This is a genomic window from Gemmatimonas sp. (assembly GCF_044345575.1).
Classification (GTDB): Bacteria; Gemmatimonadota; Gemmatimonadetes; order Gemmatimonadales; family Gemmatimonadaceae; genus Gemmatimonas.
In genome coordinates this window covers 1-22,090 of the sequence record NZ_JBIJAW010000018.1, presented here as the reverse complement: position 1 = coordinate 22,090, position 22,090 = coordinate 1, and the positions used below count along the sequence as shown (strand labels likewise).

Below are 22,090 nucleotides of genomic sequence, written 5' to 3'. Positions count from 1 at the left end.
GATCGCGTTCATGGATGTGGGCGGCGGCTTGAGTGTGCCCTACGAAGCTCACGAGATGCCGGCCGATATCGATGACTATGCGCGGGTGGTGCGGGCTGCGGCTCAGGAAACCGGCCTCACGTTGCTCCTCGAGCCCGGGCGATATCTCGTGGCCGAATCAGGGGTCCTTCTGACCAGCGTGTTGTACCGCAAGCACGCAGCCGGTAAGGATTTCGTGGTGACCGATGCGGGCATGAGCGATCTCATTCGACCGGCGCTTTACCACGCCTATCACGGCATCGAAGCGGTGACGGCGACGTCCGGCACCATCACGGCCGATGTCGTGGGGCCCATCTGCGAGTCGGGGGATTTCTTCGCGAAAGCGCGAACGCTCCCCGACGTGAAGGCGGGAGACCTCCTCGCGGTACGCACCGCCGGTGCGTACGGCTTTACGATGGCTTCGAATTACAATTCGCGCCCGCGTCCGGCGGAAGTGCTGGTGGACGGTGACCAGTTCGCCATCGCCGGTGCGCGTGAACAGCTCGACGACCTCGTACGCCTCGAGCGTGCGCCCCTCCAGTGGAGACCTGCCTGATGCGCATCGGATTGTTGTCGGACACCCATGATCGCGTGCCCGCCATTCGTGAGCTGTTGCAGCAGATGGTGGCCGGTGGCGTGTCGCTGGTCATGCATGCGGGTGATTACTGCTCGCCATTCTCCCTTCAGCCATTCCACGACCTGTCATTGCCGCTGCTCGGCGTGTTCGGTCGCAATGATGGCGATCGCGACGCGCTCATCGCCACGGCGAAGACGGGGTTCGGCGCGGCTGAACTCTACGAGTCGCCGCACAGCTTTGACCTCGGTGGCAAATCGGTCCTGCTGGTGCACGATCTGGCCGACGTGCAGCAACGCTCCATCGACGGGCACGAGGTCATCGTGCACGGGTTCACCCATCAGCCCGAAATGAAGTCGCGTGGTGATTCACTCATCGTGAATCCGGGCGAGGGCTGCGGCTGGTTGTACGGCGCGCCAACCGGCGCCATCCTCGATCTCGACACGAAGTCGGTCGAGTTCCTCAAGCTCACCGGCCCCGAGTGGAAGGCCTGATGCAGAATACCCAGAGCCGGATTCTCATTCTCGACTGCGGTTCGCAGTTCACTCAGCTCATCGCGCGACGCGTTCGCGAGGCGCGCGTGTACTCCGAGATTCATCCACCGACCAAGTCGCTGGAGTGGATCCGCGAGTGGAACCCCACCGGGATCATCCTGTCGGGTGGCCCGAGTTCGGTGACCGACGACGGCGCCCCCACCGTGTCGCGCGAGTTGCTCGATATCGCCCCGGTACTCGGCGTGTGCTACGGCATGCAGCTCATTGCCCACTTGGAAGGAGGTGCGGTGGTGGGCGGTGGTCGCCGCGAGTACGGGCGCGCCGAGGTCACCGTTGATGAGCCCGCGGGCCTGTTCAAGGGCTTCGATGCCGGTGAGAAGACCACGGTGTGGATGAGCCACGGCGATCACGTGGAGCAGGTTCCGCCCGGCTACGTCGCCACGGCGCACAGTGGTCATACCTGTGCAGGGTTCCGGCACACGAGCAAGCCGGTGCACGCCATCCAGTTCCATTCGGAAGTGTATCACACCGTGCGCGGCGCGGAGATCATTCAGAACTTCCTCTTCGGCGTATGTCACTGCACGCCGGATTGGACGCCAGGCCACTTCATCGAGCAGGAAATCGCGCGCATTCGTGAGCTCGTCGGCGACAAGCAAGTCATCTGTGGCCTCTCGGGCGGGGTCGATTCGAGCGTGGCCGCGGCCTTGGTGCACAAGGCCATCGGGGATCAGCTCACCTGCATCTTCGTGGATACGGGGTTGCTGCGCCTCCATGAGCGGGAGCAGGTGGAGCGCACGATGGGTGAGCATCTCGGCATCCGGCTTATCACTGTGCGCGCCGAGGAGCGCTTCCTCACGGCGCTCGCCGGTGTCGGCGAGCCGGAGCGCAAGCGCAAGATCATCGGTGAGCACTTCATTCGCGTGTTCGAGGCCGCATCTGCCGATGCCGGCAAGGATGCTGCGTTCCTCGTGCAGGGCACCCTTTATCCCGACGTGATCGAGTCGGTGAGTGCGAAGGGCGGGGCGTCCGCGACCATCAAGACCCATCACAATGTCGGTGGGCTGCCGAAGGACATGAAGTTCAAGCTCATCGAGCCGCTGCGCGAACTCTTCAAGGACGAGGTGCGCAACGTTGGCCGTGAGCTCGGGCTCCCCGAAGAGATGGTGGGACGTCATCCGTTCCCGGGGCCTGGTCTCGCGATTCGTGTCCTCGGCGAAGTCACGCCGTCGGCGCTGGATATGCTGCGCCGGGCCGACGCGATCTATCTCGAGGAGATTCGGGCGGCGGGGCTCTATCCGGATATCTGGCAGGCCTTCGCGGTGTTCCTCCCCGTGCGCTCGGTCGGCGTCATGGGGGATGGTCGCACGTACGAGCACGTCATCGCCTTGCGGGCCGTGACGAGTACCGATGGCATGACCGCTGACTGGTACAACTTCCCGCACGACGTGCTCGGGCGCATCTCCAACCGTATCATCAACGAGGTGGACGGTGTGAATCGCGTCGTATACGACGTGAGCTCAAAGCCGCCCGCCACCATCGAGTGGGAGTGATCTGATGCAACGTTGCAGAACCCGTATGCTGGGCCTCCTGTCGATGGGTATGCTGGCCATCGTGTCTGTGGCGGAGACGCAGAGTGCCCCCACGCATGGCGTACGTCCGCGCCGGCTTGCCATCCGCAATGCGATGGTGATCGAGGGGAACGGCACGCCGGCCGAAGGTCCGAAGGACATCATCGTTGAGGGTAACCGCATCATCGATGTGATTTCCCTCGACCCGGTGGCGGTGAAGATGGGTGAAGTGAAGCGGGCGCCGGCCGATGTGGAGATTGATGCGACCGGCAAGTATGTCATGCCTGGGCTCATCAACCTGCACGGCCATGTTCAGGATGAGCGCGGCGGGATTCCGCAGCCGCTCGATTACCAGATGAAGTTGTGGCTTGGGATGGGTATTACCACGGTACGTGACGTTTCGAGCGAGACCCCGAAGACGCTGCAGCTGCGCACGCGCAGCAATGCGGGGGAGATCGCGGCGCCGCGCTTGTATGTGTATGCCCGCTATGCCTATATGCCGGTGCCGAAGAACGAGGCCGAGGCGAGACAGCGCGTGCGCGATCTCAAGGTCCAGGGCGTCGATGGGCTCAAGTTGTTCGGCATGGACAAGGACGTCTATTACCCGGTGCTTGATGAGGCGAAGAAGCTTGGCCTTCGCACCGCGCACCATATGGCCGTCGACGAAACGAATGCCTGGGACGCGGCCAAGGGTGGGCTGACCAGCATCGAGCATTGGTACGGCGTACCTGATGCGGCCATCGTGAATGGTCTGCAGCAGTTTCCGTCGAACTTCAACTATGCCGACGAAGGCATGCGCTTCCGCTACGCCGGGCGGCTGTGGCGTGAAGCGGATCCTGCGCGCCTGCAGGACGTGCTGAAGGCCATGGTGCAGGGCGGGGTGGCCTGGAACCCGACGCTCGACATCTACGAGGCGAGCCGAGACCTCCAGCGGGCCGAGACCCAGCCGTGGTACACCGAGTATCTGCATCCCACGCTGGGGAAGTATTTCCGCCCCGATCCCTCCAATCACGGTTCGTATTTCGCCGGTTGGAGTAGCACGGACGAAGCGTATTGGAAGGAGAACTATCAGATCTGGTTTCGCGCGGTTCGGGACTTCGAGCGACTCGGCGGCCTGATCGGCGCGGGAGAGGACGCCGGCTTCATTTACCAGATCTACGGGTTTGGGCTTATTCGCGAACTCGAGCTGCATCAGGAGGCTGGGTTTCCCACGCTCAAGGTGCTGCAGCATGTGACGGCAAACAATGCGAAGATCCTTGGCGAGGAGCAGCGGCTCGGGCGTATTCGCTCCGGCTTTCTTGCTGATCTCGTGGTCGTGAACGGCAACCCACTCGAGGATCTCAAGGCATTCTATCCGCCGCGCGAGGATGCGGCGGCGGGACGCAGCGGTGGCGTGCAGTGGACCATCAAGGATGGTATTCCGTACGACGCGCAGCGCATGTTGCGGGAAGTGCGGCAGATCGTACAGGGCGCCAAGAAGCCGTGAGGTAGGTCGCGTGACGGACGCGAGCCCGGCACGCGAGTGGCGAGCCGACCTGCGAGACATGGCGCAGGTGGCATGGCCGGTGGTGCTGATCAACGTGGGGCTGCAGGCCATGGGCGTGGTGGATACGCTCATGGTGGGGAAGCTTGGCGGCGCCGCGATTGCGGCCGTGGCCCTCGGCAATTTCTACTACTTCAATGTGAGTGTCTTCGGGATCGGTTTGCTCTTCGCGATCGACCCGGTTGTGGCGCAGGCGGTTGGTGCTGGAGACAGTGAAGGGGTCGCGCGTGGCGTGCAGCGCGGTATGGTGCTCGCGATGGTAGTCTCGCTCTTCGTCATGGCGGCGCTTGTACCCGGCGAGTGGTTGTTGACGACCCTCGATCAACCACCCGACGTGGTACGCGAGACCGCGGTGTATGCGCGACGACGCTTGCTCGGTGTCGTGCCGTTTTTTCTGTTCGCGGTGTTGCGTCAGTCGCTGCAGGCTTTGGGGCCAGTGCGGCCGGTGATCATTGCCGTCGTCATCGGCAATGTGGTCAATGTGATCGGTAACTGGTTGCTGATCTTCGGGCGCGCCGGTCTGCCGCCCTTGGGGGTGGAGGGCTCAGGATACGCCACTGCAATCGCGACGTGGGTGATGGCCGGCGCGCTCTGGTGGCTTTCGTGGCCGATCGTGCGCGAGGCGCTACATCCGTGGCGGGCGGATTCGCTCACGTGGACGCCGATGTGGCGCATGCTGCGCATTGGCGTTCCTGTTGGTGTGCAGTGGTTCTTCGAAAGCTTCGCGTTCGGCCTCACCGCACTGTTTATGGGATGGATGGGCACCGCCTCACTCGCTGGGCATGAGATCGCCCTCAACATGGCGGCGCTTACGTTCATGGTCCCGTTGGGGGTCTCCGGCGCAGCTGCAGCGGTTGTCGGGCGCGCGATCGGCCGCGGCGACATTGCCGCCGCACGGCGCGACGCGATCGCGGCCATCGCCTGCGGCGTGGGCTTCATGTGTCTGAGTGCCGTGGTCTTCATTGCTGCACCGGGTTGGCTCACGTCATGGTATACCGACGAAGCGGCGACCGTGGCCGTAGCGGTGGCACTCATACCTCTCGCGGGGTGGTTCCAGGTTTTCGATGGATTGCAGGCGGTGACGAGCGGCGTCCTGCGTGGCACGGGTGACACGCACGTGCCAGCGGTGCTGCACCTCGTCGCCTTCTGGGGGGTTGGGATTCCCCTGGGATACTACCTGGGATTTCACACCAGGTGGCGTGAGCAAGGCCTCTGGGTAGGGCTGGTCGCGGGGCTGGCCGCGGCCGCATTACTGCAAAGCGCGCGCGTGTTCCGACGATTGCAGTCGGACATCGCGCGCGTGTCGATCGATCATTGAACAAAAAACTCAGGCAGCGCGGCTCGGTAGGCGCGCTGCCCGTCGACGGCTGATGCCCTAGACGCGCTTCTCCTCGAGGAGCGCCATGAACTCCGCCGGTGAGCTGATCTCGAGCAGGCGCCCCGGCACATCACTCTCCTTGCTGAACTGCGCGATCTTCCCGAGCACGGGGAGGTACTGGTTCGACACCTCGAGTGGCGGCGCGACGATCAGGAAGAAGAAGTTGACGGGCTTATCGTCGATCGCCTTGAAGTCGACGCCATCCTTCTTGCGGCCAAAGGCCACCCGGAGGCGGTTGACCACCAGCGATCGGCAGTGGGGAATGGCGATGCCGCGTCCAATGCCTGTAGATCCGAGGTTTTCACGACGCTTGAGCATCTTGAACAGCATGCCCTCGGACTTTTCGTCGAGCTTGAGCAGCCCGATCAGCTCCTTCAGGATCTCATCCTTGCTGTTGCCCTGAAGCTCCAGCTGGACGGCTTCCTCTGAGAAAAACTCGCGCAGTTCCATAGCCGTGCAAGCTAACCGCCGATCCCCGGGAGTCAAACGGTTCGCGTTGCCTCGGTCGGACGGCCCGGCTAGCTTCCCTCTCATGTCGAAGTCATTGTCGCGCAAGACCTTTCCGTTCGCCATCCCCAATCAGACGCCGCTCTATCTGGCGCCGATGGCTGGGGTGTCGGAGTCGCCGTTTCGTCGGTTGTGCCATGGTCATGGGGCCGATGTGGTGGTAACGGAGTTTCTGTCGGCGGAAGGCATTCGCCGGGAGAATGAAGCGACGATCAGCAAGCTTCGCTTCAGCGCCGAAGAACGTCCCATTGGCGTACAGATCTTCGGTGCGGATCCCGCCGCCATGGCCGACGCCGCCGCCATGGTGACCGATCTGTTCATGCCTGACTTCGTGGACATCAATTTCGGATGTCCCGTGAAAAAGGTTGTGCGACGCAACGGCGGGTCGGGGTGCCTCAAGGACCTCGGGCTCGTGGAGGAGATCATTCGCGCGGTCGTGAAGTCGACCCATCTCCCGGTCACGGTCAAGACCCGGAGTGGGTGGAATGAAGAGATGCGCGACCCCGTCGGCATCGCGTTGCGGATGCAGGACGCCGGCGCAAAGGTCTTCACATTGCACGCGCGGACCCGAACGCAGATGTACACGGGCCAGGCAAATTGGGACGAGATTGCCGCGGTGGCGGAGGCACTCGATATCCCGGTGCTTGGCAATGGAGACATCAAGACGGCCGAGGATGCGAAGCGTATGCTCGAACATACCAAGGCCGACGGGATCATGATCGGCCGCGGTTCATATGGGCAGCCGTGGATCTTCCGGCAGGCGCGCGCGCTTTTCAACGGCGACCCCATGCCCGCCACGCCGGGCGTGCACGAACGTTTCGAGATCGCGCTTGGCCATGCCCGAATGGTGCAATCGTATGAGACGGACCCGATCGGTGCCGCGATCGAGTTCCGCAAGCATCTCGGATGGTATGTGAAAGGGCTGCCCAATTCGGCCGACCTGCGCGCGAAGTTGCATCAGGTACGGGATTTCGCCGAAGTGGAGACGATCTTCACGAACTATCTCGCGTTCTATGACGAGTACGTGGCGCGTGGGGCGAAGGCGGACGATCCGGACATCGCGGATCTCACCTGTGAAGCGGCCTGATGGTCGCGGGCGTTGCCGGAACCATGGTGGCGCGTGTAGTGTATTGATGGTACAGCTGGACCGTTCGAACCGGGGGTGACTGGCTTCGACGGGGTTGGTGAAGCTCTGGTAGCGTGCCCAGGTACTCGAGCACCTGGTAAAACACTCGGGAAAATCACAATCGCGAACAACAACCTCGCGCTCGCTGCCTAACCTTCGGGTTACGTAGCAGTGCTCACGCGGCAGCCCGCCCGGGGCGGCACGTGAGTATCGCAAATCTGGGCTAGTCTTACGGTGCGCGTTCCGTCATAGGGCGAAACTCTAGAACGCTTGTCCTGAGGTGGGCTTTCCATTGGCCAGCCGACGGAGACCTCAATCAATGGAATACGCACGTAGAAGCTGGGGTCGATCTAGTCTCGGACAGGGGTTCGATTCCCCTCACCTCCACTACGACACAGGGCCCGCCGTAAGGCGGGCCCTGTGTCGTTTCTGCAAAGAGGAGATTCACTCCGCGAGGGCCGCGTGCGCGGCCGCGAGTCGGGCGACGGGCACCCGAAACGGCGAACAGGAGACATAGTCCAAGCCCACGGTGTGACAGAACGCCACGCTGCGGGGTTCACCGCCGTGCTCGCCACAGATACCGACCTTCAATGCGGGTTTCACGTCGCGGCCATCGCGCACCGCCCACTTGATGAGTTTTCCCACGCCCTTGGCGTCGAGTACCTGAAAGGGATCATCAGGATACAGGCCCTGTTCCACATACTGCGGCAGGAAACGGCCGGCGTCATCCCGGCTGAGGCCGAACGTGGTCTGCGTGAGGTCGTTGGTGCCGAACGAAAAGAAATCGGCTTCCTGCGCAATTTCGTCGGCCGTGAGGGCGGCACGGGGCAATTCGATCATTGTGCCGATGAGATAGGGCACCCGCTCACCCATGACCCCCATCACCTGGTCCGCGGCGCGTTCAATGATGGCGCGCTGATGACGGAACTCGGTGACGTCGCTGACCAGCGGCACCATGATCTCCGGGCGTACCTCGATCCCGCGACGTGCAGCACGCACGGCAGCCTCGAAGATCGCTCGCGCCTGCATTTCGGTGATTTCAGAATACACGATGCCGAGCCGACAACCGCGATGCCCGAGCATCGGATTGGTCTCGCGCAGCGATGACACGATACGCGAAAGTTCCTGACGCGAGAGGTTGAGCGACGCCGCGAGGAGCGACGATTCTTCGCCGCCATGCGGCAGGAACTCGTGCAGGGGCGGATCCAGGAGGCGAATGGTCACGGGATACCCGTCCATCGCTTCGAAGATGCCCTCGAAGTCGGCGCGCTGCATCGGCAGGAGCTTGTCCAGCGCCCGCCGCCGGCCGCTTTCGTCACGCGCTACGATCATCTCGCGCATGGCGGTGATGCGGTCACCCTCGAAGAACATGTGCTCGGTGCGACAGAGTCCGATCCCCTGTGCGCCGAAGTTGCGCGCGACGCGCGCATCGCGTGGTGTATCGGCATTGGCTCGCACCTTGAGTCGGCGGTGCGTATCCGCCCACCCCATCAACGTGGCGAAGCCCCGATAGGTCGGCGCATCACTCTCCGGCTGCTGCCCATTGATCACGCGCATGACTTCGCTCGGCTGCGTGGGAAGATCTCCCGCGAACACGCGGCCGGTGCCGCCATCGAGCGTGAGCCAATCCCCCTCCACGATGATCGTCTCGCCGATGCGCATGCTGCGCTGGTCGCCAAGAATTTCAACGGCGGCGCACCCCACGATGGCGCACTTGCCCATGCCGCGCGCGACCACCGCCGCGTGGCTCGTCATGCCACCGCGTGCGGTGAGCACCGCACGAGCGGCGACGATCCCGTGAAAATCCTCCGGTGTGGTCTCCTCTCGAATCAGAATGACCTGCTCACCCTGTTGCTGACGACGTTCCGCCACATCCGGATCGAACACGGCCACGCCACTGGCCGCGCCGGGACTCGCCGGCAATCCCACCGCGATCGGGGTGGCCTGGGAGGTTGTCGCGATGACGCGATGCAACAACTGGTCGAGCTGATTGGGCTGCATGCGCAGCACGGCTTCGCGCTGCGAGATGAGCCCCTCGTTCACCATGTCGAGCGCGATGTTGAGTGCCGCGGCCGTGGTACGCTTTCCCGTACGGGTCTGCAGCAGATACAGGGTGCCACGTTCGACCGTGAATTCGATGTCCTGCATATCACGGAAGTGCTGCTCGAGCCGCGCCTGCGTGTCGAGGAGTTGCGTATACGCGCCGGGAAGACGCTGGGCCATCTCGTCGATGTGGAGTGGCGTGCGAATGCCGGCGACGACGTCCTCGCCTTGGGCGTTCACGAGGAACTCCCCGTAGAAGCGTCGTTCACCCGTACTCGGGTCACGCGTGAAGGCCACTCCGGTGCCCGAGTCGTCACCCATGTTGCCGAACACCATCGACACGATGTTGACGCCGGTACCAAGGCTGTGCGGAATGCTGTTCACCTTGCGATAGTCGATGGCCTTCTTGAGGGTCCATGACTTCCAGACGGCTTCAATGGCACCCCACAACTGCACCTGGGGATCCATCGGGAAATCGGTGCCGGTCGCGGCGCGCACGAGCTGCTGATACTCGCGCACGAGCGCGCGCAGGGCATCGGCGGAAAGCTCCGCGTCGGTGGCGACGTCCGTCGTCAGTCGCTTGGTAGCCAGCAACTGCTCGAACCGATGGATGTTCACGCCAAGCACCACATCAGCGTACATCTGCAGGAAGCGCCGGTACGAATCGTACGCAAACCGTGGATTGCCGCTGCCGGCGGCCAATCCCTCAACCGTTTCGTCGTTCAGGCCAAGGTTGAGGATGGTCTCCATCATGCCGGGCATACTCACGGCGGCACCGGAGCGCACCGAAACAAGCAACGGGTTCGAGGCGTCGCCGAATCGTTTACCGCTGGCCTGCTCGAGTTGTGCGAGTGCCTGCTGGACCTCGCCTCGCAGCGCCTCGCTGATGCCGCCGTGGTCGAGATAGGCGACGCACTCGCTTGCCGCAATCGTAAAGCCGGGCGGCACGGGCACGCCGAGATTGGTCATCTCGGCGAGATTGGCGCCCTTGCCGCCCAGTATCTGCTTCATGTCCCTCGTGCCGTCAGCCCTGCCATTCCCGAAGAAGTAGACGGACCGCGTCACGAGGGTTCTCCTGTTTCAGAAAATGTTGACAATCACAAGATGCCTGCCGGGATTCCCGCGCTGCTGCCGGCCCGCAGCAGCTCCGGCTCAGCCGGAGTGGCCGTGGGGTATCGCCCTGAGAAGCACGCGTGGCAGTAGCCCTCCGGACCCGTCGGCATGGCGGAGAGCATGCCGTCGATGGAGAGATAGCCCAGAGAGTCAACGCCGAGGTGGCGCACGAGTTCCTCGTGGCTCATCTGCGCGGCGATCAGCTCCTCACGGCGCGGGGTGTCGATGCCGTAATAGCAGGGACTGATGATCGGCGCACTCGACACGCGCATGTGCACCTCACGGGCACCGGCCGCACGCACGAGCGAGACGAGGCCGCGCGTGGTCGTACCGCGCACGATCGAATCGTCCACCATTACGACGCTCTTGCCCTCGATGATCTCACGCACCGGATTGTATTTGACCTTCACCTTGGCATCGCGTCCCGACTGCGTCGGCTGAATGAAGGTGCGCCCGACGTAGTGATTGCGAATGAGGGCGAGCTCGTAGGGCAGGCCGGACTCCTCGGCATAGCCAAGCGCCGCCGAATTTGATGAGTCCGGTACAGCGAACACCACGTCGGCTCCCGGCGCTGGGCGCTCTCGCGCCAACTGACGCCCGAGCGCACGGCGCGAGCGGTCCACCGATCCGCCGAACACCTTACTGTCGGGGCGGGCAAAGTAGACGTGCTCGAACACACAGCGATTCACCGGCGCCGCGGGCAGCGCTTGCATCGAGCGCACGCCATGCCGGTCGACGGCCACGATCTCGCCGGGGGCGATCTCGCGTTCCACCACCGCCCCGACGATGTCCAGCGCGCAAGTTTCCGACGCGAAGACCAGACTGTCGGCCAGGCGGCCCATGACCAGAGGGCGCCAACCGTGCGGGTCGCGCGCGACGATCACCGTTTCGTCGAGCACCACGAGCAGGCAATACGCTCCTTCTACGCCCTGCAGCGCGGCCGCCACTCGCGACTCGGGCGTCTCCCCACTGGCGCGCGCGATACGGTGCACGATGACTTCCGAGTCCATTGTACTCGAAAAGATGGCGCCCTCGTCTTCGAGCTCACGACGCAGCTCTACCGCGTTGGTGAGGTTGCCGTTGTGCGCGAGCGAAATGTGACCGCGACGCACACGCGCCAGCACCGGCTGCGCATTCTCGATCGCCGAGGAGCCCGCCGTGCTGTAGCGCGTGTGACCAATGGCGATGGGCCCCTGCAGCACCCGCATCTCATCGTCATCGAACCCCTCGGAGACGAGACCCATCGCTCGACTCACGCGCGCGTGACCGTACTCGTCGACCGCCACGATGCCGGCCGACTCCTGACCACGATGCTGCAGTGAGTACAACCCCAGCTGCGTCAGGGCGGCCGCTTCCTTGTGGCCGTAGACGCCGAAAATACCGCACATGGGAGAACTCCCGATCAGTCGTTGGTGGGAGCGTGCGACGAGGACACCACATGCTCGGCCGGCGTGTCGCCGTCCATCGCTTGCGGAATGGCCTCATGGAACGCTTTGGCGAGCCACGCCACGGGCGCGGTGAAGGTGTCGTCCGAAATCGTGAAGCTGGTTCCCGCGTCGGCGCGATCGACGCGTCCGATGACGCGCGCCGGCACCCCGTGGCGCTGCGCAATCCGGAGCACGGCTCCGCTGTCGGGCGTGGAGAGGACGACACGTCCGTGCGCCTCGCCGAACAACACGGCGCGGTGCGGCAGGGCGGCCCATGCGGACAAATCCACCTGAAACCCGAACGGCTTGGCTGGATCCATCATGGCGCACTCCGCGAGCGCCACCGCCAAGCCACCGTCACTGCAGTCGTGCGCCGACCGCACCGCGCCAGCCTTGATGGCCTCGAGCAGCGCGTCGATGAGCATGCGCTCGCGAGCAGGCTCACAGACCGGCGGCTCACCGATGGTGAGGCCGTGAATGGCGAGGAGGTACTCACTGGCCCCCAGTTCGGCCGTGCAATCGCCGAACAGGACGATCTCGTCGCCCTCCTGCTGGAAGGCCGAAGGGGTGACATGGGCCATACTTTCCACGAGGCCGACCATGCCGATGGTCGGCGTGGGGTGAATGGCGCCTTGGGGATTCTCGTTGTACAGCGACACGTTGCCACCGGTGACCGGTGTTTCGAGCACCGTGCACGCTTCCCCCATGCCGGCGATGGCCTCGCTCAACTGGAAGTAGACTTCCGGCTTCTTCGGGTTGCCGAAGTTGAGATTGTTGGTGATCGCCATCGGACGTGCGCCGCTGCACGCCACATTACGCGCTGCCTCGCACACGGCTGCCCGACCGCCGTTGCGCGGGGACAAGGCCACGTGGCGGCCGTTGCCGTCGATGCACAGGGCGATCGCCTTGTCCGTGCCACGCAACCGCACCACGGCGGCGTCGCTACCCGGACCACGCACCGTACTGGTCCGCACCGTGGAATCATACTGTTGCCACACCCAGCGCTTGCTCGCGATCGTCGGCGACGAGAGCAGCTTCTCCAGCGTCCACGAGTGATCGCGTTCCTCAGCGAGCGGCTTCACGTCGAGCGCGTTCTTCCCCCGCGCCGCCTTGAGCGCCTCGCTCTCCCTCGGCTCGAGCACATACTGAGGGCACTCGGTCACGAGACGCGAGCCGGGGAACTCGGCAACCACCTTGTCGCCTTCGGTGACGCGATACACCGGTTCCGCAATCACCTCGCCGATCACCGCCGCTTCGAGATCCCACTTCGCGAGGATCTTCCGCACTTCGTCCTCGTGCCCCTGCTTGGCCACCACGAGCATACGCTCCTGGCTTTCGGAGAGGAGGATTTCGTACGGGGTCATGCCCTGTTCTCGTACCGGCACCTTGGTGACGTCGATCGTCACGCCCACATCACCGCGCTCGGCCATCTCCGCCGACGAGGATGTCAGCCCGGCCGCGCCCATGTCCTGAATGGCGACGATGTGTCCGCTGCGAATCAGTTCGAGCGAGGCTTCGAGGAGCAGTTTCTCCGTGAACGGATCGCCCACCTGTACCATGGGGCGCTTGGCATCACTCGCCTCAGACAGATCCTCCGACGCGAACGAAGCGCCGTGAATACCATCGCGCCCGGTACGGGCCCCTACCGCCATGATGGGGTTGCCAACGCCACTGGCGACCGCCCGCATCAGCTCGTCCTCGCGCATGAGGCCGACGCACATCGCGTTCACCAACGGGTTGCCTTCGTACGACGGATCGAACACCACTTCGCCGCCGACCGTGGGGACGCCCACGCAGTTTCCGTAGTCGCCGATCCCTTTCACGACACCGGAGAAGAGCCAGCGCACACGCGGAGCGCTGAGCGGACCGAAGCGGAGTGAGTTGAGCAGCGCGATGGGACGCGCGCCCATGGTGAACACATCGCGCAGGATTCCGCCCACACCGGTGGCCGCACCCTGATACGGCTCGACGGCCGACGGGTGGTTGTGGGACTCGATCTTGAATGCCACCGCCCAGCCATCGCCCACTGAGATCACGCCGGCGTTTTCACCAGGTCCCTGGAGCACCCACGGCGCCTTGGTCGGGAGCGTTTTGAGCATGGGGCGCGAGTGCTTGTACGAGCAGTGCTCGCTCCACAGCGCACTTACGACACCGATTTCCGTGAACGTCGGCGTGCGCCCGAGCATGTTCACCAATCGCTCGTACTCGAACTCGGTGATGCCGTGCTCGGCAACCAGCGCTGGCGTGATTGCGGGATCTCCCGGGCGGGATTCGACACGCGACGACGTCGCATTCGTGGATGCGGTCATGCCTGCACGCCTCCGAGCATCGATTCGAGAATGGACTGGAAGAGAGGAAGTCCGTCCGTGGAGCCGAGGGCCGGCTCCATGGCCCGCTCCGGATGTGGCATCATGCCGAGCACGTTACCATGCGCATTCACGATCCCCGCGATGTTGCGGAGCGATCCGTTGGGGTTGGCCGAGTCCGTCGCCTCACCATCGGCCGTGACATACCGGAACACGACGTGTCCTTCACCCTCGAGACGCGCGAGGGTGTCGCCGTCGGCTGTGTAGCGCCCATCGCCATGGGCGACCGGAATGCTGATCACCTGACCCACGTGATACTGCGAAGTGAACTTCGTCGCGATGCTCTCCACCCGGAGCGCCACCGGCGCGCTCACGAAGCGAAGCGTGTTGTTGCGCAGCAGCGCGCCAGGGAGCAGCCCCGCCTCACACGCGATCTGAAAGCCGTTGCAGATGCCCAGTACGAGTCCACCGCGCTTCGCATGCTGCACCACTTCCTGCATGATGGGGCTGAAGCGGGCGATGGCGCCGGCACGCAGATAATCCCCGTAACTGAAACCACCCGGCAGGATCACCAGATCGACCCCCTGCAGATCGTGGTCCTTGTGCCACAGGTATACGGCTTCCTGACCGAGGATATCCGCTACGGCGTGGTACGCATCCTCGTCGCAATTGGAACCCGGGAAGCGAACAATACCGGCTTTCACGCGCGCTCCACGCTGGCGATGTCGTAGTCTTCGGTCACCGGGTTGGCGAGCAGCTTCTCGCACATCGCCTTCACCGCGGCACGCGCCGCCTCTTCCGACTCGGCGGTCGTATCCACCACCACATATCGACCCACGCGAACGTCACTGACCGCAGCGAAGCCGAGCGAGTGCAGGGCGTCGGAGACGGCCTTACCCTGCGGGTCGAGAATACCGCGACGCGGCACGATGTGGACGGCACAACGGAAACGGGTCATGCGGGCTTATCCTCGCGACCGGTATCAGGACCGGATGGGTTTCGTTGGGAACGACGACGCCGGCGACGGCGACGGGGAGGGGCGCTCTCGGAATCATCATCATCGTCATCGCCCGACGGATCACGTCCCGGCAAACGATCGAGGAGACCGAGGAACACCGTGCGGCCGATGCCGTACAGGACGTACGCCATACCGGCCGGAAAGAAGAACTGCTTCGGCAGGAAGATCACGCCGATGAGGGTGCCGATCACGAGCAGGAAGCCGAGCATCCCTTGAAGCGTACGGAAGTTGACAACAGGGAACTTGGCGTACTGCACGTTGCTGATCATGAGCATGCCGAGGCCGAGCATCAGGAATCGGAGCATCTGATGCCAGGGGAGATCGGCGACGATCGTTTCGGTATAGAGGGAGGTCTGGCTGAACCAGTAGTACGTGGCCAGTACGCCGCCGGCGGCCGGACTCGGAAGACCGGCAAAGTGGGTGGTCTTGCGCCCCGCCTGTTCCACGTTGAAGCGGGCGAGTCGCATCACCGCGCAGGCCGTGAAGAAGAAGCAGAAGATCCACTCCCACCGGCTGCTCTGGAACACCGCGAAGTACATGATGAGCGCCGGCGCCGTGCCGAACGAGATCGCATCGACCAGTGAGTCGAGTTCTTCGCCGAACCGCGAGCCCGACTTGGTGGCACGGGCGATGCGCCCATCGAGCGCATCGGCGATGCCGCCGAACACGATGAAGCGCGCGGCCGCATCGAAGTCGCCCCGAGACGCCGCGACGATCCCGAAGATACCGAAGAACAGATTGGCCAGCGTGAAGCCGTTCGGCAGGGCAATCACGGCCGCCTCACGCGGCCGCATGCGCCGGCGCACCGGGCCGTCGGGCGCGCTCACCGGCCTCTCCAGGCGAGCACGAGCGTCAGAAGGGTTGCCGCATAGCCCGCCAGCCACAGCGTCCACGACCGCCCTCGCAGGGCGAGCCCGAACAGGACGATCACCGAAGCGGCGACGGCCGCTGTGACGGCGTGGCTCTCCACATTGGACATGGGCACGATCACCTTACTCCTCGGGCGGAAGACCGAGACGGGCCAGATCGAGCGGGGCTCCGGTCAGCCGCTGGTAGGCATCGCGATACCGCAGACTCGTCGCGCGAATGACATCGGACGGCAATGTCGGCGCCGGCGCTTCGCCATTCCAACGGCCCGCCTTCCGCTCGATATCCAGCCAATCCCGTAACGGCTGCTTGTCGAAGCTGGGTTGCCCGCGACCGGGCGTATACGAATCGGCCGGCCAGAAACGCGAACTGTCGGGGGTGAGCACTTCGTCGATAAGCAGCAGCTCGCCGTTGCGCCAGCCGAATTCGAACTTGGTGTCAGCCACGATGATGCCGCGCGGCTCGGCCGTCGCACGCCCGAACTCGTAGACCGTGCGTGCCAAGCGCTCGAGCGTGGCCGCGGTGTCGCTCCCCACCTGTTCGATCACCGTGGTGATCGTGATGTTCTCATCGTGCCCCGTCTCCGCCTTGGTGGCAGGACTGAAGATGGGCGGATCGAGCCGGTCGCTCTCGCGCAGCCCCGTGGCGAGCGCCTCACCCGCGAGCGTACCCGACGCCTGATACTCCTTCCAGGCCGATCCCGTGATGTAGCCGCGAATCACGCACTCGATCGGGACGACCTCGGCCTTCTTCGTGAGCATCGAGCGTCCGGCAAGCGCGGCCCGATACGGCGCGAGCGACGGCACCGCCGCGATGATCTCGTCGGTGTCGGCCGTGATCAGGTGATGGGCGATGTCCGAAGGCAATTGCCCGAGCCACCACGCCGTGAGCTGCGTGAGCACGGCGCCCTTGTACGGGATCGCCTCTGACATCACGACGTCGAACGCGCTGATGCGATCGGTGGTGACCAGCAACAAGCGGTCGGCATCGACCTCGTACACGTCGCGCACCTTGCCGCGACGAACCATCGGCAGCGGAAGGTCGGTTTGCACCAGCGCCACCGCACTCATACCCGCACCTCCTCCACTTCCACCACCGTCCGTTCCCGCGACAGCCAGGGGGCCACGTGTTCCTCGAGGAACTCGTCCACCTGCTGCGGCGCCCGCCCGACGAAGCGCGACGGGTCGGCCACCGCTTGGAGATCCGCGAGCGGAATCCCGAAGGTCGCGTCGCCCGCCAGACGCTCGAGCATGTCATTCTTCGGCGCGCCATCTTTCACGGCACGGGCGGCTGCGATGCTGTGCCCGCGAATGATTTCATGTGCTTCCTGACGGTCACCGCCCGCGCGCACGAAACGCACGATCAGCTCCTCGGTGGCCATAAACGGCAGCTCGTCTTCCACGCGACGACGAATGCGGGCCGGGTGCACCTCGAGGCCGCGCACGACATTCTGCATCAGCACGAGGATCGCATCCGTCGCCAGGAATGATTCCGGAATGGCGAGACGACGATTGGCCGAATCGTCGAGGGTGCGCTCGAAATACTGCACCGCATGGGTCTGATTCGCGTTGGGCTCGAGCGATAGCACGAAGCGCGCGAGCGCCGCGATGCGCTCCGAGCGCATGGGATTGCGCTTGTAGGCCATGGCCGACGAGCCGATCTGGTTCTTCTCGAACGGCTCCTCGATTTCCCCGAAGGCCTGCAGCATCCGAATGTCGCCGCTGAACTTTGACGCCGTAGCCGCGACCCCGGCCACCACGCCCAAGACCTGCGCATCCATCTTGCGCGAGTAGGTCTGACCGCTCACCGGGATACTCGACTTGAAACCCATCTTGTCGCAGACGAGCCGATCGAGTTCGCGCACCTTGCCGTGATCGCCCTCGAAGAGCGTGAGGAAACTCGCCTGTGTCCCCGTGGTGCCCTTCACGCCGCGGAACGGCAGGCTCGCGATGCGATACTCCAGATCCTCCAGATCAAGCAAAATGTCCTGCATCCAGAGGGTGGCGCGCTTGCCCACCGTGGTGAGCTGCGCCGGCTGCAAATGGGTGTATCCCAAGGCCGGCACGTCTTTCCACTCACGCGCGAATGCACCCAGTGCCTCGAGGGTGTCGAGCAGCTTCGCCCGCAGCAGACCAAGCCCGCGGCGCATGAGGATGAGTTCCGCGTTGTCCGTGACATAGCAGCTCGTCGCACCCAAATGGATGAACTTCCGGGCCGCCGGTGCGACGTCGCCGAACGCGTGCACATGCGCCATGACGTCGTGCCGGAACTTCTTCTCGTACTCGGCGACCGCATCGAAGTCGATGTCGTCGAGATGATCGCGCATGGCCGCGATCGCGTCGTCGGGAATGGCGATGCCGAGCGACTGCTGTGACTCGGCGAGCGCGAGCCACAGGCGACGCCACAGGCCATAGCGCTCCTGCGGTCCCCACAGGGTGAGCATGGCGCGTGACGCGTAGCGGTCAGCGAGTGGGGACTGGTACGACGATCTATCGGGAGCGGTCACGAGTCTGGACGGGAGAACGACGGTCAGCGGAGGTAGAACGAGGTTTGGAAATACTGTCGATTGCGTTCGAACACGAGGAACACGGGGCCACGAGCCCCGTAGCGATCGATGGCGGTTGAGGCCGCCTCGGCCGTACTGATGCGACTTTGGCCGACCTGCGCGATCACATCGCCCTCCTGCAACCCGATTTCGTCGCGAATACGCTCGGAAATCCGGTACACGAGGGCGCCGGCGCTGGACGCGATCCCGCGCTCCTGTCTGATGGCATCGGTAAGCGTGATGAGCTGCAGTTCGCGCAGCACGGTGACCTTCTGCGCCGACACTTCGGGGGCGTCGGTGACCTGCAGGGACAGCCGAACCTCACGGCCGCCTCGGCGCACCGTGATGGGCAACGTCTCGCCGACGCGGATGTCGAGGAGGCGCGCCTCCCAATCGAACGGGTTCCGGACCGGTCGCGTTCCGGCGCCCACCACCTGATCCCCCACCTTCACCCCGGCGCGCTCGGCCGGCGATCCCGGCACGACCCGAGCCACCACGGCCACCGCCTTGGCGGCATCGCGGGCGTTGTCGGCCTGCGGAGTCTGTAACCGGATACCCACCCAGGGCTGGCGGACGCTGCCATGCTCGAGCAGGTCCTCGACAATGCGCTTCGTCCGATCGATGGGGATGGCGAAACCGAGCCCCACGGATCCACCGCTCGGCGAATAGATCGAACTGTTGACGCCGATCACTTCGCCGGACGCGTTGACCAAGGGGCCGCCCGAGTTTCCCGGATTGATGGCGGCGTCGGTCTGGATCATGTCAATGTACGCGCCGCCTGACTCGCTGCGTCCCGCCAGATTGCGCCCCACCGCGCTCACGACGCCCACCGAAACACTGGGCTCGTTGTTGCCTAGGACGAAACCGAACGGGTTACCGATGGCGATGGACCATTCGCCCACGATGAGATCGGAAGAGCGGCCGAGCGGCGCGACCGGTAATGCCTGCGCCTTGATGCGCACCACCGCGAGATCGTTTGACTCATCTACCCCCACGACGGTCGCGTCGTAGGTGGTGCCATCGCGCATGGCGACGGAGACGCGCGCGGCCCCTGCAACCACGTGGGCATTCGTGACGATCACCCCGTCGGCCCGAACCACGAATCCGGAGCCGATGCCGGCATTGCGGCGCTCACCGGAGCGCCCGCCCATGAAGTACTCGAAGAAATCGACCGGGACGCGTTCGACGGTTTCCGTTTGCACGGTCACCACGGCCGGGGCCACCCGTTCCACGGCCGTGGTAATGGCCGTCCGCCGCGACGCTGCGACGGACTGAGCCGGGACGGGGCCCGACGGGAGCTGGCTCGCGGAGGGCAGGGTACGCGACTGCGCCTCGGACAGCGACGGATTGGCCCCTTCGCAGCCGACGAGGGCCAAGGACAGCAGGCAGACGAGTGACGTGCGCGGCGACATCAGCGACTCGATGTGCGGCCGAATGGACATGACGCTCACGTACGGGATCGTCACGCATCCACCGCGTAGCAGGACGCGGGATAGACGACTTGGCGAAGTGAAAGCCCCTGCGCTGGGGCGGGCGCGGATGTTTCGGCGTTGTCGGGCGCGACGAGCAGCCGCGCGATCGTACCACGCGGTCGGCGCCCTCGCGCTACCTCGATCATCGTACCGACAAGAAATCGCACCATGTGATGGAGAAAGCGGTTCGCCGCGACTTCGAACACCCAGCCGCCATCGCGTTTCACCCACGCCGCGTGCTGAATGACGCAGCGATGGTGATCGTCGATCGGCGCCGTGTGAGCGACGGCGAACGCGCGGAACGTATGCTCCCCCACCAAACTGCCGGCCTCGCCGTGCAGCGCCGTCTCGTCGAGGGGGTGGCGCACCGCCCACTCATACCGGCGCCTGAATGGTGACCGGGCTTCATCGTCCGTCCCAACAAGATAACCATATCGGCGCTCGATTGCGCTCCGCCGCGGATGAAAATCCTCCAGCATCCGGTGGGCCGTCGCGATCCAGATATCGTCGGGCAGGAGCGCGTTCATGGCGCGCTGTAACCGCTCGGGCGACCACTTGGCCGGCATCCGGACCCCCACGCCCTGACCGTGCGCATGTACCCCGGCGTCGGTCCGACCTGCACCGACAGCCGGAATATGGGCCCCGCACAGACGGGAGAGGACGGCCTCCATCTCACCCTGCACGGTGCGCGCAACGGGCTGGCGCTGCCAGCCGGCGAAGCGCCCTCCGTCGTACTGAGTTACCAGGAGGATCGGTCGCGGGTCCATGGCTCGTGGGAAAGTAGGCATTCCGGGAGTCCGCTTCAACTCGGCGCAGCGCTTTTCGTCGCGGGGGAGGCCACGCGTGCCGCCATGCCCCGCGGGCCATTGCGCGGCCGCGTGGAATGACGTTTTCTCCACGTCACCCTCTCTCCTCATGCCTCCACGTACCCTCGCTTCCCTGGCGCACGCCCTTTCGGCGGCGCCCGACCTCGATCAGGCGCTTATCGCTCTGGGTGAGACCCTGGCGGAATTGGATCGTGGCGCGTCCCTTGCTCTCCTCCAGTACGATGCGCGCCGGGACATGCTGCGCGATCGGCTCGCGCCGGCCGGCGCGCAGGTGGTGCGGAGTCGCATGGAAACGACCTTCGATCACCTGCCGGAGGCGGTGCGGAGCCGAGTGCTGACGGGGGGGCCGTTCGTCGACGTGACGGACCGATCGGCCGACTATGCACGGCTGTGTGGCTTTTCTACCCTGCTCGAAGGTGGGGTGTTGGCCGTGCGCGGAATGAAGATGGACGGCATGCTGGGGGCCGTCCTCGCCCTCTACGAACCACGCAAGATCTTCGGGACACGCACGACCGAACGGCTTGCTCCGGCCATCGCACTCTTCGAATTGGCGTATTCACGTCTCGCCGAGCGGGAGGCGCGTGAGGAAGCTGTGCGCACGCTCGAAGACGTGACCCAGCGGGTCCACGGCGAGTATGTGCGAAAACTCGGGTCGCTTGAGGCCGAGCTGCGCGAGGCGCGCAACACCCCCCGGGAAGTCCCGGTACTCGAGCACGCCGAGATGATTGCGGTACAGGCAGACGCGGCACGCGCTGCGGAAGAGGCGCGGCGCGCGTCCAGAAAGGCGGAATTGGCGGACCAGCAGCTCGCCACGGCCGTCTCCCAGCTGGAACAAGCCCATATCGAGCTGCATCGGCGCAGTGAGGCGCTGCGCCAGCGGACCCGCACGTTGTATCTCGTGGATCGGGCCCTTACCCTCGATGCCGAAACCGCCGACGCACGTACGCTCGTGGACGGCCTCCTGGCCCTGGTCGGCGACGACATGCAGGCCCAGCGCTGTTCCCTCATGCTGCGTTCGCCGGAACCAGATTACCTCTACCTTGCGGCCGCACGGGGGATTGCGCCGAACGTGGTCGAGGGGATGCGCATCCGTATCGGCGAGGGGGTGGCCGGACGCGTTGCTGCGGCGCGGGAACCGTTGCTGGTACAGGACGTTCGTGAGGCGGCACAGCATCCGTTGCTTCGCGACCAGTACTTCACCACCGGCAGCTTCATCAGCTTTCCCTTGCTGTATCACGGCGAGCTGGTGGGCGTCCTCAACCTG

19 protein-coding genes and 1 other RNA gene are annotated in these 22,090 nt (G+C 64.7%); 8 read left to right on the top strand and 12 right to left on the bottom strand.

The features are described from left to right. The 5 genes from ACIQ6O_RS02510 to ACIQ6O_RS02490 all read left to right on the top strand — a co-directional run. On the top strand, window positions 1-574 hold a 574-nt coding region (locus tag ACIQ6O_RS02510), incomplete at its 5' end, for a diaminopimelate decarboxylase family protein (RefSeq protein ID WP_396206190.1). After that, window positions 574-1,086, top strand: a complete 513-nt coding sequence (locus ACIQ6O_RS02505; RefSeq protein WP_396206189.1) for a metallophosphoesterase — start codon at window positions 574-576, stop codon at window positions 1,084-1,086. The genes ACIQ6O_RS02510 and ACIQ6O_RS02505, both read left to right, overlap by 1 nt. Then, a complete protein-coding gene (gene guaA / locus ACIQ6O_RS02500; RefSeq protein ID WP_396206188.1) occupies window positions 1,086-2,636 on the top strand; it encodes a glutamine-hydrolyzing GMP synthase in 1,551 nt (516 codons plus the stop codon). Before ACIQ6O_RS02505 ends, guaA begins: the two co-directional genes overlap by 1 nt. Window positions 2,637-2,661: 25 nt before the next feature. Next, window positions 2,662-4,140 (top strand): amidohydrolase family protein, encoded by a 1,479-nt coding sequence (locus ACIQ6O_RS02495; protein WP_396206187.1) that lies wholly within the window; start codon window positions 2,662-2,664, stop codon window positions 4,138-4,140. 10 nt (window positions 4,141-4,150) lie between these two features. After that, window positions 4,151-5,515, top strand: a complete 1,365-nt coding sequence (locus tag ACIQ6O_RS02490; protein ID WP_396206186.1) for an MATE family efflux transporter — start codon at window positions 4,151-4,153, stop codon at window positions 5,513-5,515. Window positions 5,516-5,572: 57 nt separating this feature from the next. Here the strand turns inward: ACIQ6O_RS02490 and ACIQ6O_RS02485 are convergent, their stop codons facing one another. Beyond that, complete coding sequence (locus tag ACIQ6O_RS02485) at window positions 5,573-6,025, bottom strand: PTS sugar transporter subunit IIA (RefSeq protein WP_396206185.1); 453 nt, start codon at window positions 6,023-6,025, stop codon at window positions 5,573-5,575. Window positions 6,026-6,107: 82 nt separating this feature from the next. On the opposite strand from ACIQ6O_RS02485, the gene dusB reads away from it, so the two are divergent. Both dusB and ssrA read left to right on the top strand, forming a co-directional pair. Continuing rightward, entirely contained in the window at window positions 6,108-7,169 is a 1,062-nt protein-coding gene (gene dusB / locus ACIQ6O_RS02480; protein WP_396206184.1) for a tRNA dihydrouridine synthase DusB, read from the top strand. Between the two features lie 71 nt (window positions 7,170-7,240). Continuing rightward, window positions 7,241-7,598, top strand: a transfer-messenger RNA (tmRNA) gene (gene ssrA, locus ACIQ6O_RS02475). Between the two features lie 54 nt (window positions 7,599-7,652). Here ssrA and ppdK read toward each other — a convergent pair. The 11 genes from ppdK to truA all read right to left on the bottom strand — a co-directional run bounded on the left by ppdK (window position 7,653) and on the right by truA (window position 20,766). Next, window positions 7,653-10,316, bottom strand: coding sequence for a pyruvate, phosphate dikinase (gene ppdK, locus ACIQ6O_RS02470; protein ID WP_396206183.1), 2,664 nt, complete (start codon window positions 10,314-10,316; stop codon window positions 7,653-7,655). Between the two features lie 32 nt (window positions 10,317-10,348). Beyond that, window positions 10,349-11,752 carry an amidophosphoribosyltransferase gene (purF, locus tag ACIQ6O_RS02465; protein ID WP_396206182.1) on the bottom strand — a complete coding sequence of 468 codons (1,404 nt, stop codon included), beginning with the start codon at window positions 11,750-11,752 and terminating at the stop codon, window positions 10,349-10,351. A 14-nt stretch (window positions 11,753-11,766) separates the two neighbouring features. Then, window positions 11,767-14,100 carry a phosphoribosylformylglycinamidine synthase subunit PurL gene (gene purL / locus ACIQ6O_RS02460; RefSeq protein ID WP_396206181.1) on the bottom strand — a complete coding sequence of 778 codons (2,334 nt, stop codon included), beginning with the start codon at window positions 14,098-14,100 and terminating at the stop codon, window positions 11,767-11,769. Further along, window positions 14,097-14,801: a phosphoribosylformylglycinamidine synthase subunit PurQ gene (gene purQ, locus ACIQ6O_RS02455; protein WP_396206180.1), complete on the bottom strand. Its 705-nt coding sequence runs from the start codon at window positions 14,799-14,801 to the stop codon at window positions 14,097-14,099. The genes purL and purQ overlap by 4 nt, the downstream gene beginning before the upstream one ends. Beyond that, window positions 14,798-15,055, bottom strand: a complete 258-nt coding sequence (gene purS, locus ACIQ6O_RS02450) for a phosphoribosylformylglycinamidine synthase subunit PurS (RefSeq protein ID WP_396206179.1) — start codon at window positions 15,053-15,055, stop codon at window positions 14,798-14,800. Before purS ends, purQ begins: the two co-directional genes overlap by 4 nt. Further along, on the bottom strand, window positions 15,052-15,942 hold the full coding sequence (gene pssA / locus ACIQ6O_RS02445) for a CDP-diacylglycerol--serine O-phosphatidyltransferase (RefSeq protein ID WP_396206178.1): 891 nt from the start codon (window positions 15,940-15,942) through the stop codon (window positions 15,052-15,054). The genes purS and pssA overlap by 4 nt, the downstream gene beginning before the upstream one ends. Continuing rightward, window positions 15,939-16,100, bottom strand: a complete 162-nt coding sequence (locus tag ACIQ6O_RS02440) for a hypothetical protein (protein ID WP_396206177.1) — start codon at window positions 16,098-16,100, stop codon at window positions 15,939-15,941. The genes pssA and ACIQ6O_RS02440 overlap by 4 nt, the downstream gene beginning before the upstream one ends. Window positions 16,101-16,107: 7 nt before the next feature. Next, entirely contained in the window at window positions 16,108-17,052 is a 945-nt protein-coding gene (locus tag ACIQ6O_RS02435; protein ID WP_396206176.1) for a phosphoribosylaminoimidazolesuccinocarboxamide synthase, read from the bottom strand. Then, the gene (gene purB, locus ACIQ6O_RS02430; protein WP_396206191.1) at window positions 17,049-18,425 is read right to left on the bottom strand and encodes an adenylosuccinate lyase; all 1,377 of its coding nucleotides are present in this window, start codon (window positions 18,423-18,425) and stop codon (window positions 17,049-17,051) included. The genes ACIQ6O_RS02435 and purB overlap by 4 nt, the downstream gene beginning before the upstream one ends. A gap of 86 nt (window positions 18,426-18,511) precedes the next feature. Then, window positions 18,512-19,993 (bottom strand): trypsin-like peptidase domain-containing protein, encoded by a 1,482-nt coding sequence (locus tag ACIQ6O_RS02425; RefSeq protein ID WP_396206175.1) that lies wholly within the window; start codon window positions 19,991-19,993, stop codon window positions 18,512-18,514. Continuing rightward, window positions 19,990-20,766 (bottom strand): tRNA pseudouridine(38-40) synthase TruA, encoded by a 777-nt coding sequence (gene truA / locus ACIQ6O_RS02420; protein ID WP_396206174.1) that lies wholly within the window; start codon window positions 20,764-20,766, stop codon window positions 19,990-19,992. The genes ACIQ6O_RS02425 and truA overlap by 4 nt, the downstream gene beginning before the upstream one ends. Window positions 20,767-20,914: 148 nt before the next feature. Between truA and ACIQ6O_RS02415 the strand changes: the two genes are divergently transcribed. Then, window positions 20,915-22,090 (top strand): GAF domain-containing protein (locus ACIQ6O_RS02415; RefSeq protein ID WP_396206173.1); only part of this gene is annotated, 1,176 nt, incomplete at its 3' end.

What these genes read in the sequence shown, in the direction of transcription:
- ACIQ6O_RS02505 (WP_396206189.1), top strand. Translation starts at nt 574, where the DNA reads ATGCGCATCGGATTGTTGTCGGACACCCATGATCGCGTGCCCGCCATT.
- purL (WP_396206181.1), bottom strand. Translation starts at nt 14,100, where the DNA reads ATGACCGCATCCACGAATGCGACGTCGTCGCGTGTCGAATCCCGCCCG.
- purF (WP_396206182.1), bottom strand. Translation starts at nt 11,752, where the DNA reads ATGTGCGGTATTTTCGGCGTCTACGGCCACAAGGAAGCGGCCGCCCTG.
- purS (WP_396206179.1), bottom strand. Translation starts at nt 15,055, where the DNA reads ATGACCCGTTTCCGTTGTGCCGTCCACATCGTGCCGCGTCGCGGTATT.
- truA (WP_396206174.1), bottom strand. Translation starts at nt 20,766, where the DNA reads ATGGACCCGCGACCGATCCTCCTGGTAACTCAGTACGACGGAGGGCGC.
- ACIQ6O_RS02495 (WP_396206187.1), top strand. Translation starts at nt 2,662, where the DNA reads ATGCTGGGCCTCCTGTCGATGGGTATGCTGGCCATCGTGTCTGTGGCG.
- purB (WP_396206191.1), bottom strand. Translation starts at nt 18,425, where the DNA reads ATGCTCACCCTGTGGGGACCGCAGGAGCGCTATGGCCTGTGGCGTCGC.
- ACIQ6O_RS02435 (WP_396206176.1), bottom strand. Translation starts at nt 17,052, where the DNA reads ATGAGTGCGGTGGCGCTGGTGCAAACCGACCTTCCGCTGCCGATGGTT.
- dusB (WP_396206184.1), top strand. Translation starts at nt 6,108, where the DNA reads ATGTCGAAGTCATTGTCGCGCAAGACCTTTCCGTTCGCCATCCCCAAT.
- guaA (WP_396206188.1), top strand. Translation starts at nt 1,086, where the DNA reads ATGCAGAATACCCAGAGCCGGATTCTCATTCTCGACTGCGGTTCGCAG.
- ACIQ6O_RS02485 (WP_396206185.1), bottom strand. Translation starts at nt 6,025, where the DNA reads ATGGAACTGCGCGAGTTTTTCTCAGAGGAAGCCGTCCAGCTGGAGCTT.